The following is a 14,371-nucleotide window of genomic DNA, read 5'->3' as shown; positions in this document are numbered from 1 at the left end:
TCGGCGTCACTGGGCGTCCTTTGCGGTCTGGAGGAGGGCGGGCAGTGCCGCGAGGAAGCGGTCGGCCTGTCCGGTGGTGAGGATCAGCGGCGGCGCGAGGCGGATGGTGTGCGGGCCGGGGCTGTTGACGATAAAGCCCGCCTCGAGGCCGGCGGTCACGACGGCCGGGGCGACGTCGGCGTCCAGATCGAAGCCGATCAGGAGCCCTTCGCCGCGGACCTCCGTAACGCCGTCGACCGCGGCGAGTCCGGCACGCAGGTGCTCCCCCACCTCCCGGACGTGGCCCAGGACCTGCTGGTTTTCCAGCACGTGCAGGGTGGCCAGTGCAGCGGCGGTGGCGACCGGGTTGCCGCCGAAGGTGGTCCCGTGCTGGCCGGCGGTCAGCAGGGCGGACGTTTCGGGGCCGTAGGTGACGAGGGCGCCGATCGGGAAGCCGCCGCCGAGGCCCTTGGCGAGGGTCACGGCGTCGGGCATGATCCCGGCGTCCTCGCTCGCCAGCCACTTGCCCGTGCGGCCGATGCCGGTCTGGACCTCGTCCAGGATCAGCAGGGCACCGGCGGCGCTGGTGGCCTCCCGGGCCGCCCGCAGATAGCCGGCGGGCAGCGGACGGACCCCGGCCTCGCCCTGAATCGGTTCGAGGAAGACCGCGGCGACGGTGTCGTCCACCGCCGCGCGGAGGGCATCGATGTCGCCGAAGGGAACGTGTTCGACGCCGCCGGGCAGCGGGGCGAACGGCGCCCGGTAGGCTTCCTTCGCGGTCAGCGCCAAGGCGCCCATCGTGCGGCCGTGGAAGGCGCCTTCGAGGGCGATGATCCGGGTCCGCGGCTTCGCCTCCGTACCGGTGTTGCGCCGCGCCAGCTTGAAGGCCGCCTCGACGGCTTCGGTGCCGGAGTTGGCGAAAAACACCTTGGACCCGGCGGGTGCCTTGGTGATCTCCAGCAGCTTCTCGGCCAGCGCGATCTGGGTGGGGCTCGTGAAGAAATTGGAGACGTGGCCCAGGGTGGCCAGCTGGCTGGAGATCACCGAGGTGACAAAGGGATGCGCGTGGCCCAGGGCGTTGACCGCGATCCCGCCGAGCAGGTCCAGGTATTCCTTGCCGTCGGCGTCCCAAACCAGGCAGCCGGCGCCGCGGACCAGGACCCGCTGCGGGGTGCCGAAGACGCCCAGCAGCGAGGAGTTGTAGCGGGACAGCCACTGCGCGCCGGTGGCGTGGGAGTGGACCAGCTCGCCCACCGGGGAGTGCTCCAGATCCGTGGCCGGTGCTGTTTCGGTCGGGTTCATTTGTTGTCCTCGTCCGGGACGACCTGGGTGCCGATGCCCGCCGTCGTGAAGGTTTCCAGGAGCATCGAGTGCGGCAGCCTGCCGTCGACGATGTGCGCGCGTTCGACGCCGCCCTCAACGGCCTTGAGGCAGGCTTCCATTTTCGGGATCATCCCCGACTCCAGCCGCGGCAGCAGTTCACGCAGTTCCGACGCGGTGAGCGAGGAAATCAGCGAGGAGCGGTCCGGCCAGTTGGCGAAGAGCCCCTCGACGTCGGTGAGGATGACCAGCTTCGAGGCACCGAGCGCTTCGGCCAGGGCCGCCGCGGCGGTGTCCGCGTTGACGTTCAGCACCTGGCCGGTGGTCTGTGCCTGCTTGGCGCCCGGGTCTCCGCTGCCGTCCTCGAAGATTTCCGGCGCGACCGTGGAGATCACGGGGATGCGTCCGGCCGCGATGATGTCCAGGATTCCCTCGGGGTTCACGCCGATCACTTCGCCGACCAGGCCCAGGTCCACCTCCTCGCCGTCGACGACGGTGCCGGTCCGGACCGCGCGGAGCAGGCCGCCGTCCTCGCCGGACATCCCGACGGCGTAGGGGCCGTGGGAGTTGATCAGGCCGACGAGTTCCCGGCCGACCTGGCCGGTCAGGACCATGCGGACCACGTCCATGGCCTCCGGTGTGGTGACCCGCAGCCCGCCCTTGAACTCCGATTCGATGCCGAGCCGGCTGAGCATGGCGTTGATCTGCGGGCCGCCGCCATGCACCACCACCGGGTGGATCCCGACGTGGTGCAGGAAAACGACGTCCTCGGCGAAGGCGCGGCGGAGCTCGTCGTTGACCATGGCGTTGCCGCCGTACTTGATCACCATGGTGGTGCCGGCAAAGCGCTGGATCCAGGGCAGTGCCTCGATCAGGGTGCCGGCCTTGCTCTGGGCATCGGACATGGAGGTGGTCTCGCGGGTCTCGGTGTTCATATTGATCGTCCCTCCGGGAACGGCCTAGCTGGAGTAGGCGCTGTTTTCGTGGACGTACTCGTGGGTGAGGTCATTGGTCCAGATCGTGGCCTCGGCCCCGCCGGACTGGAGGTCGATGTCGACCCGGACCTCGCGGGGTTCCAGGTCCACAAGGCCGCGGTCATCGCCGATGCTGCCGTTGCGGCAGATCTGCACGCCGTTCATGGACACGTTGAGCTGGTCGGGCTCGAAGACGGCATCGGTGGTTCCGACGGCGGAGAGCACCCGGCCCCAGTTGGGGTCCTTGCCGAAGATCGCGGCCTTGAAGAGGTTGGAGCGGGCGACGGCGCGGCTGACCACTTCGGCGTCCTTTTCGCTGGCGGCGTTGAACGTCCGGATCGCAATGTCATGGCTGGCGCCTTCGGCGTCGCCGATCAGCTTGCGGGCCAGTTCCGCGCAGACCTGGGTCAGGCCCTTGCCGAAGTCGACGGCGGACGGCACGGCGCCGGAGGCCGCGGAGGCGAGCAGCACCACGGTGTCGTTGGTGGACATGCAGCCGTCCGAGTCCGCCCGGTCAAAGGTGACCCGGGTCGCGTCCCGGAGCACGACGTCGAGCATGTCCGGCTGGACGTCGGCGTCCGTGGTGAGGACCACCAGCATGGTGGCGAGCCCGGGGGCGAGCATGCCGGCGCCCTTGGCCATCCCGCCGATGGTGAATTCCTTGCCGTCGGCATCGGCGCCGATGAAGAGCGCCTGCTTGGGCACGGAGTCCGTGGTCATGATCGCGGTGGCGGCGTCGGGTCCGCCGTCGGTGCTGAGCGCTGCCGTGGCGGCGCCGATCCCGGCGAGGATCTTGTCCATCGGGAGCTGCTCGCCGATCAGGCCGGTGGAGCAGACGAAGATGTCGGTGGCGGAGACGCCGAGCGCCTCGGCGGTCTTCTCGGCGGTGGTGTGCGTGTTCTGGAAACCCTGCGGGCCGGTGCAGGCATTGGCTCCGCCGGAGTTCAGGATCACGGCGTCCACACGGCCGTCCTTGACGACCTCGCGGGACCAGTGCACGGGGGCGGCGGCCACCCGGTTGGAGGTGAACACGGCGGCGGCGGCCTTGGCCGGGCCGTCGTTGACCACGAGGGCCAGATCCGGGTTGCCGGAGGCCTTCAGGCCGGCCGTGACGCCGGCGGCGCGGAATCCCTGGGGGACGGTGATGCTCATGGTGCGACTCCCTGCAGATCGAGGCCCGCGGTTTCCGCCAGGCCGAGGGCGATGTTCATGGACTGCACGGCCCCGCCGGCGGTCCCCTTGGTCAGGTTGTCGATGGCGCAGGTGACGATGACGCGGCCGGTGTGCCCGTCAAGTGCCAGCTGCATCACGGCGTGGTTGGAGCCCTGCACCGACTTGGTGGAGGGCCAGCGGCCCTCCGGGAGCAGGTGGACAAACGGCTCGTCGTCGTAGGCCTCGCTCCAGGCGTGGCGGAGTTCCTCGGCGGTGACGCCGGGCCGGACCTTCGCCGTCGCGGTGGTGAGGATGCCCCGGCTCATGGGGGCCAGCGTGGGGGTGAAGGACACCGTGACCGGCGCGTTCAGGGCCCGGGAGAGCCCCTGCTCGATCTCCGGGGTGTGCCGGTGGCCGCCGCCGACGCCGTACGGGCTCATCGAGCCCATGACCTCGGCGCCGATCAGGTTAACCTTGGCGGCCTTGCCGGCCCCGGAGGTGCCGGACGCGGAAACAATGACGACGTCGTCGGCCTGCAGCAGGTGGTTGCTGAAGCCCGGGGTGAGGGCCAGCAGGGCCGACGTCGGGTAGCAGCCCGGCACGGCGATCCGTTTGGCGCCGCGGAGCTCCTCACGCTGGCCGGGCAGCTCGGGCAGCCCGTAGGGCCAGGCTCCGGCGTGCGGCGTGCCGTAGAACTTCTCCCAGGCGGCCGCATCGGACAGCCGGTGGTCGGCGCCGGCGTCGATGACGAGCGTGCCGGCCGGCAGCTGCGCCGCGATCTCCGCAGAGGCGCCGTGCGGCAGGGCCAGGAACACGACGTCGTGTCCGGACAGGTTCGCCACCGTCGTGTCCTCGAGGATTCGGCTCGCCAGACCGTGGAGATGGGGCTGCAATTCCCCTAGTCTGGAACCTGCGTTGCTGTGGGCCGTGATGGCGCCGATCGTCACGTCGGGGTGGCCGGCGAGGAGCCGCAGCACCTCGCCGCCGGCATAACCGCTCGCGCCGGAGACGGCAACAGAAATAGTCATAACACCGACTATACAGCAAGAGTATGCATAGATGCCGATATTTATGCATCCGATGCTCCATGTCCGGACCGGGCCCGGGAGGCCCCGGCGGGCCCGCCGCCCACGCTCCGCGCCCCCTCCGCGCCCCGTCCGCGCCGCCCTTTGCCCTGGGCAGGTCGTCCCGATTCGGAAGGGCGATGCAGTCCGGGGGCGTATGCTTGGTATAGGGTGACCCCCAATTTTGCAGTCCGAGTGTCGGGCGCAGCGTTGCCCGTTACAGTTTCGAGGCACGCAGTACATGACCCTCACCACCGCCACGCCGGAGCGACCCAAATCCCGTATCCGGCAGCCGAACGCCGTCGTCCTGAGCTACTCGGAACTCCTGAAAACCGTCAAGGCCGCAGGCCTGCTGGAACGCCGCGTCGGCTTCTACATCACGGTGTTCTCCGTTCTGGTCCTCCTGATGACCGCCACCTGGTTCGGATTCGCCCTGATCGGCGACAGCTGGTTCCAGCTGCTCATCGCCGCGGCCCTCGGCATCCTCTGCACCCAGCTGAGCTTCCTGGCGCACGAGGCCGGACACCGCCAGATTTTCGCCTCCCGCCGCGCCAATGACTGGGCCGCCCGGCTGCTGGCCACCTCGGTCGCCGGGATCAGCTACTCCTGGTGGGAGCAGAAGCACGGCGCGCACCACAACCACCCCAACGTGATTTCGAAGGACCCCGATATCGCCACCGGCGCCATCGCCTTCTTCCCGGAAGCCGCCGCCACCCGGCAGGGACGGTTCTCCTTCCTCACCCGCAAGCAGGGCTGGCTCTTCTTCCCGCTGCTGTTCCTGGTGGGCCTGGGCCTGCAGATCGACTCGATCAAGTTCATCTTCCAGCGCGCCAACGTCACGCACCGCTGGGTTGAGATCCCGATCCTCGTGGTCCGCCTGAGCCTGCTCCCGGTGCTCGCCTTCACCTTCCTGCCGTGGGGCATGGCGCTCGCGTTCATCGCGGTCCAGCTCGCCGTCTTCGGTTTCTACATGGGGGCCTCCTTCGCCCCGAACCACAAGGGCATGCCGGTCCTGCCGGCCGACAGCCGCGTGGACTTCTTCAGCCGCCAGGTCCTGACCTCCCGGAACATCTCCGGCGGCCGCTTCATGGACATCCTACTCGGCGGCCTCAACCGCCAGGCCGAGCACCACCTCTTCCCGGACATGGCCCGCCCGCAGCTCGACAAGGCCGCCGTGATCGTCCGCGAGTTCTGCGCAAAGCACCAGGTCCCCTACACCGAAACGACGCTGATGCAGTCGTACGGCATCATTGTCCGCTACCTCAACGACGTCGGTCTCTCCGCCGGACGCCACTTCGAATGCCCGATGGCGACCGTCACCCGCCGCTACTGAGCGGCGGCGCTGAGCTGCGGCACTGAGCTGCAGCACTGTTCCGCGGAGGCCTCCTGCCCGGGCCATGATTTTCCTGTTTGACCCGAAGTGACGGCCGGTTACCGGCCGTCACTTCGTCGTTGGCGCCGGGGTCCTTAGGATGGGTGCAGGACAGGGCCGGGAACTCCGGGCCCGGAAGTACTCAATCCGGAAGATTCGGCCGGACATTCAGCCAGGAAGTTCATTGCGGATCTTCCTGCCCAGGCAAGGAGACACAGGATGCATGCAATCGTCGCCCGCGAGGCCGGGGGCCCCGAGGTCCTCACGCTCGCCCCGGTGGAGCGCCCGGTCCCGGGTCCGGGCCAGCTGCTGGTGAAGGTCGCCGCCGTCGGGGTGAACTTCATCGACACCTACAAGCGCAGCGGCAGCTACAAGGTGGGCTACCCCTTCACCCCCGGCTCGGAGGCCTCGGGCACCGTGGAGGAACTCGGCCACGGCGTGACCGGTTTCTCCCCGGGCGACCGCGTCGCCACGGCCGAGGGCGTCAACTGCTATGCCGGCTACGCCCTGATCGATGAGGACAAGGCGCTGCCGGTCCCCCACGACGTGGACGACTTCACGGCCGCCGCGCTGCCGCTGCAGGGCATCACCGCGCACTACCTGATCAATTCCTCCTTCAAGGTCGAGCCCGGACACACCGTGCTGCTGCACGCCGGAGCCGGCGGCGTCGGACTCCTGCTGATCCAGCTGCTCAAGGCCAGGGGCGCGCGCGTCATCACCACCGTCTCCACCGAGGACAAGGAGCAGCTGGCCCGCGAGGCCGGCGCGGACCATGTGCTGCGCTATGACGGCTTCGCCGCCAGGGTGCGGGAACTGACCGACGGGGCGGGCGCGGACGTGGTGTACGACGGCGTCGGGAAGGACACCTTCGACGGTTCCCTCGCGGCCCTGCGCGTCCGCGGCACGCTGGTGCTCTTCGGTGCCGCCTCCGGGCCGGTGCCGCCGTTCGACCCGCAGCGGCTCAACGCCGGGGGCTCGCTGTACCTGACCCGGCCGACGATTGGCCATTTCCTGCGCAACGCCCAGGAACGCCGCTGGCGCTCGGACGAGCTCTTCGCGGCGGTGGCCGACGGAAGCCTCAAGGTCCGGATCGGCGCCCGCTACGACCTGGCGGAAGCCGCCCAGGCCCACGATGACTTGGAACAGCGGCGCACCACCGGCAAGGTCATCCTGGTTCCGTAGCTCCTGTCACCCGGCGGCAGGGGCACACGTCGGGAAAAGAGCGTGCGATCGACCGGCCGGAGGCGGAGTATTAACACAAAGCGAAGCCGGACACCTTCCGTTCACCTAGGCCGGAGACGATCCCCCTGTGACTGAGCAACAACAGCAACCCCCACGCAGCGATCTTCCACGGGCGGTCGCCACCGTCAGCCCGGTGTTCCAGGCGCAGCTTCCGGGGTCGCTGGCCGCACCGCCGGAGCGGACGCTGGTCGACATCCTGCATGACACCGCCCGGCGCTTCCCGGATGCCTCCGCGCTCGACGACGGCCACGAGTCGCTCAGTTATGCCCAGCTGCTGTCGGCGGTCCGGGCCAAGGCGCGGGAGCTGCACCGGTCCGGTCTGGGGGCCGGGGACAAGATCGGCGTCCGGGTTCCCTCCGGCACCAACCAGCTCTACATCTCCATCCTGGCCGTGCTCCTCATCGGGGCGGCGTATGTCCCGGTGGACGCGGACGACCCGGAAGAGCGCGCCCGGCTGGTGTTCGGCGAAGCCCGGGTCGCCGGGATGGTGCGCGGCGCCGGGGAGATTGTGACCGATGGCACGCGTCCCCGCCCGTTCCCGGACCCGCGGCTGCCCGGCCCGGACGACGACGCCTGGGTCATCTTCACGTCCGGCTCCACCGGCACCCCGAAGGGCGTCGCGGTACAGCACCGCTCCTCGGCGGCCTTCGTCGACGCCGAGGCCCGGCTCTTCCTCCAGGACGACCCCGTGGGTCCGCAGGACCGCGTCCTGGCCGGGCTGTCCGTGGCCTTCGACGCCTCCTGCGAGGAGATGTGGCTGGCCTGGCGGCACGGCGCCTGCCTGGTCCCGGCGCCGCGGGCCCTGGTCCGGACCGGCATGGACCTCGGCCCCTGGCTGATCAGCCACGGCATCACCGTTGTCTCCACCGTTCCCACCCTCGCCGCGCTCTGGCCGGTGGAGTCCCTCGAGAGCGTCCGGCTGCTGATTTTCGGCGGCGAGGCGTGCCCGCCGGACCTCGCCGAACGGCTCGCCGTCGAAGGCCGCGAGGTCTGGAACACCTACGGCCCCACCGAAGCCACTGTCGTCGCCTGCGCCGCGCCGTTGGGCGGTCCCGGACCGGTCCGGATCGGCCTGCCGCTGGACGGCTGGGACCTCGCCGTCGTCGACGCCGACTCCCTGCCTGTCGCGGAAGGGGAAATCGGCGAGCTGATCATCGGCGGCGTCGGCCTGGCCCGGTACCTGGACCCGGCCAAGGACGCCGAGAAATATGCCCCCATGCCGTCGCTCGGCTGGACGCGCGCCTACCGCTCCGGCGACCTTGTCCGCTACGAGGCCGCAGGGCTGATCTTCCAGGGCCGCGCCGACGAACAGGTCAAGCTGGGCGGGCGCCGGATCGAGTTGGGCGAGATCGACGCCGCCCTGCAGGCACTCCCGGACGTGGCCGGCGCGGCCGCGACCGTACAGATGACGGCGGCCGGAAACCAGATTCTCGTCGGTTACCTGTCCCCCGCCGGCGGCCGGGAGCTCGATCTCGCGGCCGCCCGGGAGCTTCTCGGCGAAAGCCTGCCGGCTCCCCTGATCCCGCTCCTGACCGTCGTCGATTCGCTGCCCACGAAGACCAGCGGCAAAGTCGACCGGCACGCGCTGCCGTGGCCGCTGGCCGGCGCCGGCGCCGCCGACGCCGCAGCGGCACCGCTCAACCTCCCGGACGATGCGGCCTGGATCGTGCAGCAGTGGAGTGCGGTGCTCGGCAGCGCCGTGTCCGACCTGGACGCCGACTTCTTCGCCTACGGGGGCGGGTCCCTCGCCGCCGCGCAGCTCGTCTCCGCCCTGCGCGTGCGCTACCCCACGATCACGGTGGCCGACATCTACGCCACTCCCCGGGTCGGGGCGCTCATCGACGCCGCCCGCCAGTCGCTGCCCGAGGGCGGGGCGGGCCCGGCCCCGGAACGCACGGTCCGGCGCACGGCCCGCAAGTCGCAGGTCTTCCAGACCCTGATGGGCGTTCCGCTGCACATCCTGGTCGGCATGCGCTGGCTGACGTACCTGATGGCGGCGAACAACCTGCTCTCCTCCCTCGCCGGCTTCTCGGCGGCGCCCACGGTGTCCTGGTGGTGGGTGGGCGCCTCTTGGCTCGTTTTCGTCAGCCCGGCGGGCCGGATGCTGGTCTCCATCGCCGCCGCGCGGCTGCTGCTGCGCAAGGTGGTGCCGGGAACATACCCGCGGTCCGGCCGGGTGCACCTGCGCCTCTGGCTGGCCGAGCAGATCCAGGACCTGGCCGGCGCGGTGAGCCTGGCCAGCGCCCCCTGGGTGCCGTATTACGCCCGTGCCCTCGGGGCGAAGATCGGCGACGACGTCCAGCTCCACTCGTTGCCGCCCGTCACCGGCCTGCTCTCGCTCGGCAGCGGCTGCAACGTCGAGCCCGAGGTCGATCTGTCCGGCTGGTGGATCGACGGCGACATCGTCCATATCGGCGCCATCCGGATCGGGCCCGGCGCGACGGTCGGTGCCCGCAGTACCCTGATGCCCGGCGCCACGATCGGCGCCGGGGCCCGGGTGGAACCCGGCTCGGCCGTGCTGGGCAAGGTGAAGTCCGGGCAGCTCGTCGCCGGATCCCCGGCCGAGCGGCGCGGCAAGGCCAAACATTCCTGGCCGGAGACTCCCCCGGAGCACCGGCTGATCGGCCGGCTCTGGTTTGCCGGCTTCGCCACCGCCTCGGCCGTCCTGGCCCTGATTCCCTACCTGTCCGCCGCCGCCGCGGCCCTCGTGGTCTTCGGCTTCATCCGGGGCAGCGCCTCGCTGACCGCCGCCCTGCCGCAGCTTCTGCTGTCCCTGCCGGCGGCGGCCCTGGTCTGGTTCCTGTCCAACCTCGTGCTGATCCTCCTCACCACCCGGCTCCTGGGGCTGGGACTGGCCGAAGGCTACTACCGGGTGCGCAGCAGAATCGGCTGGCAGGTCTGGGCCACTGAACGGGTCCTGGACCTGGCCCGCGACCTGCTCTTCCCCATCTACGCCAGCCTCTTCACGCCCGTCTGGCTGCGCCTGCTGGGCGCCAGGATCGGCAAGAACGTGGAGGCCTCCACGGTCCTGCTGATCCCCAAGATGACCACCGTGGGCGAAGGCGCCTTCCTGGCCGACGACACGATGGTGGCCTCCTATGAGCTCGACGGCGGCTGGCTGCGGATCGCCCCCGCCAAGATCGGCAAACGCTCGTTCCTGGGCAACTCCGGGATGACCGCGGCCGGCCGCAGCGTACCCAAGAACTCCCTCGTGGCGGTGCTCTCGGCCACCCCCGCCAAGGCGAAGTCAGGGACATCCTGGCTGGGCAGCCCGCCGGTCCGGCTCCGGCGCACCGCCATCGCCTCCGACGACACGAGGACGTACCAGCCGCCGCTGAGGCTGAAGGTCGCCCGGGCGCTGTGGGAGCTGTGCCGCTTTGTCCCCGTTGTGGCGACCGTCGGAATCGCCGCCGGGGTCCTCCTCGCCTTCGACTGGCTCGCCACGGTCTTCAATTACGGCATCGCGGCGCTCCTGGGCGGAGTCGTGATCCTGCTCGCCGGCGCCGCGGCAGCCGGCAGCGCCGTCGTGGCGAAATGGCTGCTGGTGGGGCGCATCCGCCCCGGCGAGCATCCGCTGTGGAGCTCCTTCATCTGGCGCAACGAGGTCGTGGACACCTTCATCGAAATGGTCAGCGCACCCTGGTTCGCGCGCTCGGCTGCCGGGACCCCGGCCCTGGTCTGGTGGCTGCGGGCCCTCGGCGCACGGATCGGTGCCGGAACCTGGTGCGAGAGCTACTGGCTTCCCGAAGCGGACCTCGTGACCCTGGGGCGGAACTCGACGGTCAACCGCGGCTGCGTGGTCCAGACCCATCTCTTCCACGACCGCGTCATGAGCATCGACACTGTTACGCTCGATGACGGGGCAACGATGGGACCGCACGGAGTCATCCTCCCGCAGGCCCGGATTGGCAAGGGCGGCACTGTGGGCCCGGCATCCCTGGTGATGCGGGGTGAGACGGTGCCCGCCGCGAGCTACTGGATGGGGAATCCGGTGAGCCCGTGGGGCGGGCCGGCGGTGCCGGCTCCCAAGCCGAAGTAGCCCCGCGCTGTTCGTCCTGCACCTGCAATTCCGAAAGCCGGTTTGATGAGTCCCAGTCCCCTCAGTCCCGCTGCCCCGGCGGGCACCGGCGGCGGCCTGCCCGCCGACGATGCGGCCGGCTCCCCGACCCCTACCTGCCGGGCCATGGCACGGATGCCTACCGGGTGACCCGCTATGAACTCGAGCTGGACTACAAGCTCAGCAGCAACCGCCTGGTCGGACGCGCGCTGGTGCACGCCGTGACGCAGCGCCCCACCTCGGCCATTGTGCTGGACCTGACCGGGCTCCGGGCCACCAAGATCCAGCTCAGCGGGCGGAGGGTGCGGAAGTTCAGCCAGCGCGCCGACCAGCTCGTCGTCATCCCCGACGCCGGCCTGCTCCCGGGTGAGGAATTCACCCTGGACATCCGGTACGAGGGCAACCCCACACCCCGCCGCGGGCTATGGGGCGAAGTTGGCTGGGAGGAACTGACCGACGGCGTCCTCGTGGCGGGCCAGCCCAACGGCGCCCCGTCCTGGTTCCCCTGCAACGACCACCCGTTGGACAAGGCCAGTTACCGGATCTCGGTGACCACGGACGCGAACTACCGGGCGGTGTGCAACGGGATCCTGATCGCCCGCACCAGCCGGTCCAGCCGCGAGACCTGGGTCTACGAGCAGTCCGAGCCCATGTCCACCTACCTTGCCACGGTCCAGATCGGCCGCTACGAGCTGCTGGCCCTCAATCCCGTCACTGCGGCGTCGGAGGTTCCCCAGCACGCGGCTGTTCCGTCTGCGCTGGCCGACGCGGCCCGGGCGGGACTGGCGAGGCAGCCCGAGATGATGCGCACCTTCATCGACTGTTTCGGCCCGTACCCTTTCGCCGAGTACACGGTCGTGGTGGCAGGCGACGAGCTGGAAATCCCGCTGGAGGCGCAGAGCCTGTCCATCTTTGGCCCCAACCACCTGGAGCAGGACTGGGACTCCCAGCGGCTCATCGCCCATGAGTTGTCCCACCAGTGGTTTGGCAACTCCCTGACGGCGGCCTCGTGGAAGGACATCTGGCTGCACGAGGGATTTGCCTGCTACGCGGAATGGATCTGGTCCGAAGAGGCCGGCGTCATGACCGTGGCGCGCCGGGCCGCCAGCGCGTGGCGGAAACTCAGCGCCGGCAAGCAGGACCTGCTCGTGGGCGACCCCGGGCCGGAGCTTATGTTCGATGACCGGGTCTACAAGCGCGGCGCCCTGGCGCTGCACGCCCTGCGCCTGCGCTGCGGCGACCTGGCCTTCTTCTCGCTGCTGCATGAATGGGCCAGCCAGAACCGGCATGGCTCCGTCTCGACGCCGCAGTTCATCCTCACCGCGGACCACGCGACCGGCCTCGACACCGAAACCCTGCTGCACCCGTGGCTGTACCAGGAGGCCCTGCCGCCGCTGCCGCTCAGCTAGGGCGTGTCACGGAATTGATGCCTGCCGTGCAGCGTGCCGTTCAGGCTCATTGGATCAGGACGTCTTCCGGGTATGGTTCCTCGGGAGGCGCTGGCCAGCCCCGACGGTCCGTGTCTGCTGCGGGCCATGAGTGCCCGGACAGTAATTCGTGCCAGTCCGCGAAGGGGTCCGGGGGAAGTTCCAGGTTTGGATCCCGGCCGGGGTCAGGGGGCAGGTCCAGGTCGGGATCCCAGCCTGGACACGCGGGCAGACCTGAATCCTCGAGTGCGTCCGGGAGCGTCTCCGTGGCCGGGATGCCGGGTGGCCAGTGGGGTGGTTCCCAGTCCTGCTGTTCGCTGGGATAGTACCGGCCGGAGGGCGAGGTCCAGCCCGGCGGTTTGTCTTTGCTGGCCCCGGAGGGTGTCCATCCGGAGGCGTGTTTCAGGCCGTGGTGCTTGCGGCATGGCTGGCCGAGGTTGGTGATCCCGGTGGTGCCGCCGTCGGCCCAGGCCAGGAGGTGGTCGGCCTCGTTGTCCAGGGACGAGTTGTTGCAGCCCGGGAAGGGGCACCGGCCGTCGCGGAGCCGGAGCCACTGCCGCATGGCCTTCGTGAGGCGGTAGTTCGTCCGGCCGATTTCCAGCGGGGCCCCGTCGCGGGGGTTGACCAGGACCCGGTAGAACGAGTCCGCGCCGTCGGCGACCAGGCGGCGGGCCATGGACGGCGGGATCGGCCCGTACCCGTCCAGCATCGCCGGTTCGTCCCCGGCGCCGAGGAGCGAGAGCACGGGCACGGTGACGAGGACCTGCGCCCGCGGGACCGGCACCTCCCCGGCAAGGCCGTCGGCGCCGGGACCGGGGCCCAGAAGCAGGGTCGCGGCGACGTCGGCGCGCAGCTGGGTCAGCGTCCGGGTCTCGCCCGGGCCCTGGAGCGCGCGGGCGGCGGCGGTGGTCCGTTCCCAGATCCCCGCGGCCGTCACCGCCGGCAAATACGCGGAGAACCAGGCCATCCCGTCCCGGTCCGGAGCGAACTCAACCCGCCGGTCGGCGGCGGACTTGGCGTGGCGTTTTTCGATGCTGTCCGGGTGGTGGCGTTCGCGCCAGGTGCGGGATTTGGTGCGGAAGCGTCCCGGGACGAGCTCCCCGGCCGGGCACCCGCGGGCCGGGTTCGGCGCGTCGGGGTCCAGGAAGTGCGCCTCCAGCGCCGCCGCCCCTTCCGGGCCCAGGTCGGCGGTTTCGTCGACCATGATCCGGGCGTGGGCCCAGGAGATCGTCCCGGCCTGCAACGCGTCCAGGGTCAGCGGCAGCTGCGTTGTCAGGGCCTGGCTCTGACCCAGCAGGGCGCCGGCGGCGATTTCGCTCACCGTCAGGACACACGCGAGCTCGGCGATCATCGCCATCTCCTCGACGGAGCGGTCCTGCGCGGACGTCGTCGGGGACGCCATCGCCCTTATCGCCGCCGCGTACTCCGCAGTCAGGCGCACCTTCAGCGCCGCGGACCGGGCGTCCTTCCGGGCCAATGCCGCGAGCCCGTCCAGGCACGCCTCCGCCACCTCCCGCAACGGATCAGCCCAAGGATCAGGCCCGGCCTCCCGCGACGGACCGGCATCGTCCCGGAACGGATCAACGCCGAACAGATCAGCACAGTCATCCCCGGCGCCGCCGGACAGATCAGCACAGTCATCCCCGGCGGCGCTGATTGCAGCCAGCTCAGCGACGGACGCCGCGACGGCCGCCAGCGCCACCTTGCTCTCCACACTCCAAACCGTGCGTTCCATACCCGTAGGTTATCGAGCGGCTACGACAAAAATCCGATACCGTCTGAGC

Annotated in this window: 9 protein-coding genes; 4 read left to right on the top strand and 5 right to left on the bottom strand. The window is 70.3% G+C overall.

Annotated features, from left to right (window positions below):
- Positions 1-6: 6 nt before the first annotated feature.
- Genes AC06G6_RS06920 through argC form a run of 4 tightly spaced genes read right to left on the bottom strand, consistent with a single transcriptional unit; the run spans position 7 to position 4,453 of the window.
- Entirely contained in the window at positions 7-1,281 is a 1,275-nt protein-coding gene (locus AC06G6_RS06920; protein ID WP_479827583.1) for an acetylornithine transaminase, read from the bottom strand.
- Complete coding sequence (argB, locus tag AC06G6_RS06915; protein ID WP_479827581.1) at positions 1,278-2,234, bottom strand: acetylglutamate kinase; 957 nt, start codon at positions 2,232-2,234, stop codon at positions 1,278-1,280. The genes AC06G6_RS06920 and argB overlap by 4 nt, the downstream gene beginning before the upstream one ends.
- A gap of 24 nt (positions 2,235-2,258) precedes the next feature.
- Entirely contained in the window at positions 2,259-3,425 is a 1,167-nt protein-coding gene (gene argJ / locus AC06G6_RS06910; protein ID WP_479827579.1) for a bifunctional glutamate N-acetyltransferase/amino-acid acetyltransferase ArgJ, read from the bottom strand.
- On the bottom strand, positions 3,422-4,453 hold the full coding sequence (gene argC / locus AC06G6_RS06905) for an N-acetyl-gamma-glutamyl-phosphate reductase (RefSeq protein ID WP_479827577.1): 1,032 nt from the start codon (positions 4,451-4,453) through the stop codon (positions 3,422-3,424). The genes argJ and argC overlap by 4 nt, the downstream gene beginning before the upstream one ends.
- Before the next feature lie 277 nt (positions 4,454-4,730).
- On the opposite strand from argC, the gene AC06G6_RS06900 reads away from it, so the two are divergent.
- The 4 genes from AC06G6_RS06900 to AC06G6_RS06885 all read left to right on the top strand — a co-directional run bounded on the left by AC06G6_RS06900 (position 4,731) and on the right by AC06G6_RS06885 (position 12,569).
- Positions 4,731-5,822: a fatty acid desaturase family protein gene (locus AC06G6_RS06900; RefSeq protein ID WP_479827575.1), complete on the top strand. Its 1,092-nt coding sequence runs from the start codon at positions 4,731-4,733 to the stop codon at positions 5,820-5,822.
- A gap of 258 nt (positions 5,823-6,080) precedes the next feature.
- Positions 6,081-7,043 (top strand): quinone oxidoreductase family protein, encoded by a 963-nt coding sequence (locus AC06G6_RS06895; protein ID WP_479827573.1) that lies wholly within the window; start codon positions 6,081-6,083, stop codon positions 7,041-7,043.
- Between the two features lie 193 nt (positions 7,044-7,236).
- Positions 7,237-11,142: a Pls/PosA family non-ribosomal peptide synthetase gene (locus AC06G6_RS06890; RefSeq protein ID WP_479828569.1), complete on the top strand. Its 3,906-nt coding sequence runs from the start codon at positions 7,237-7,239 to the stop codon at positions 11,140-11,142.
- 134 nt (positions 11,143-11,276) lie between these two features.
- Entirely contained in the window at positions 11,277-12,569 is a 1,293-nt protein-coding gene (locus AC06G6_RS06885) for a M1 family metallopeptidase (RefSeq protein WP_479828568.1), read from the top strand.
- A gap of 46 nt (positions 12,570-12,615) precedes the next feature.
- Here the strand turns inward: AC06G6_RS06885 and AC06G6_RS06880 are convergent, their stop codons facing one another.
- A complete protein-coding gene (locus AC06G6_RS06880) occupies positions 12,616-14,322 on the bottom strand; it encodes an HNH endonuclease signature motif containing protein (RefSeq protein WP_479827571.1) in 1,707 nt (568 codons plus the stop codon).
- Positions 14,323-14,371: the final 49 nt, after the last annotated feature.

The organism is Arthrobacter sp. CJL-S3 (assembly GCF_056711635.1).
This window is presented reverse-complemented; position numbering and strand designations above follow the sequence as displayed.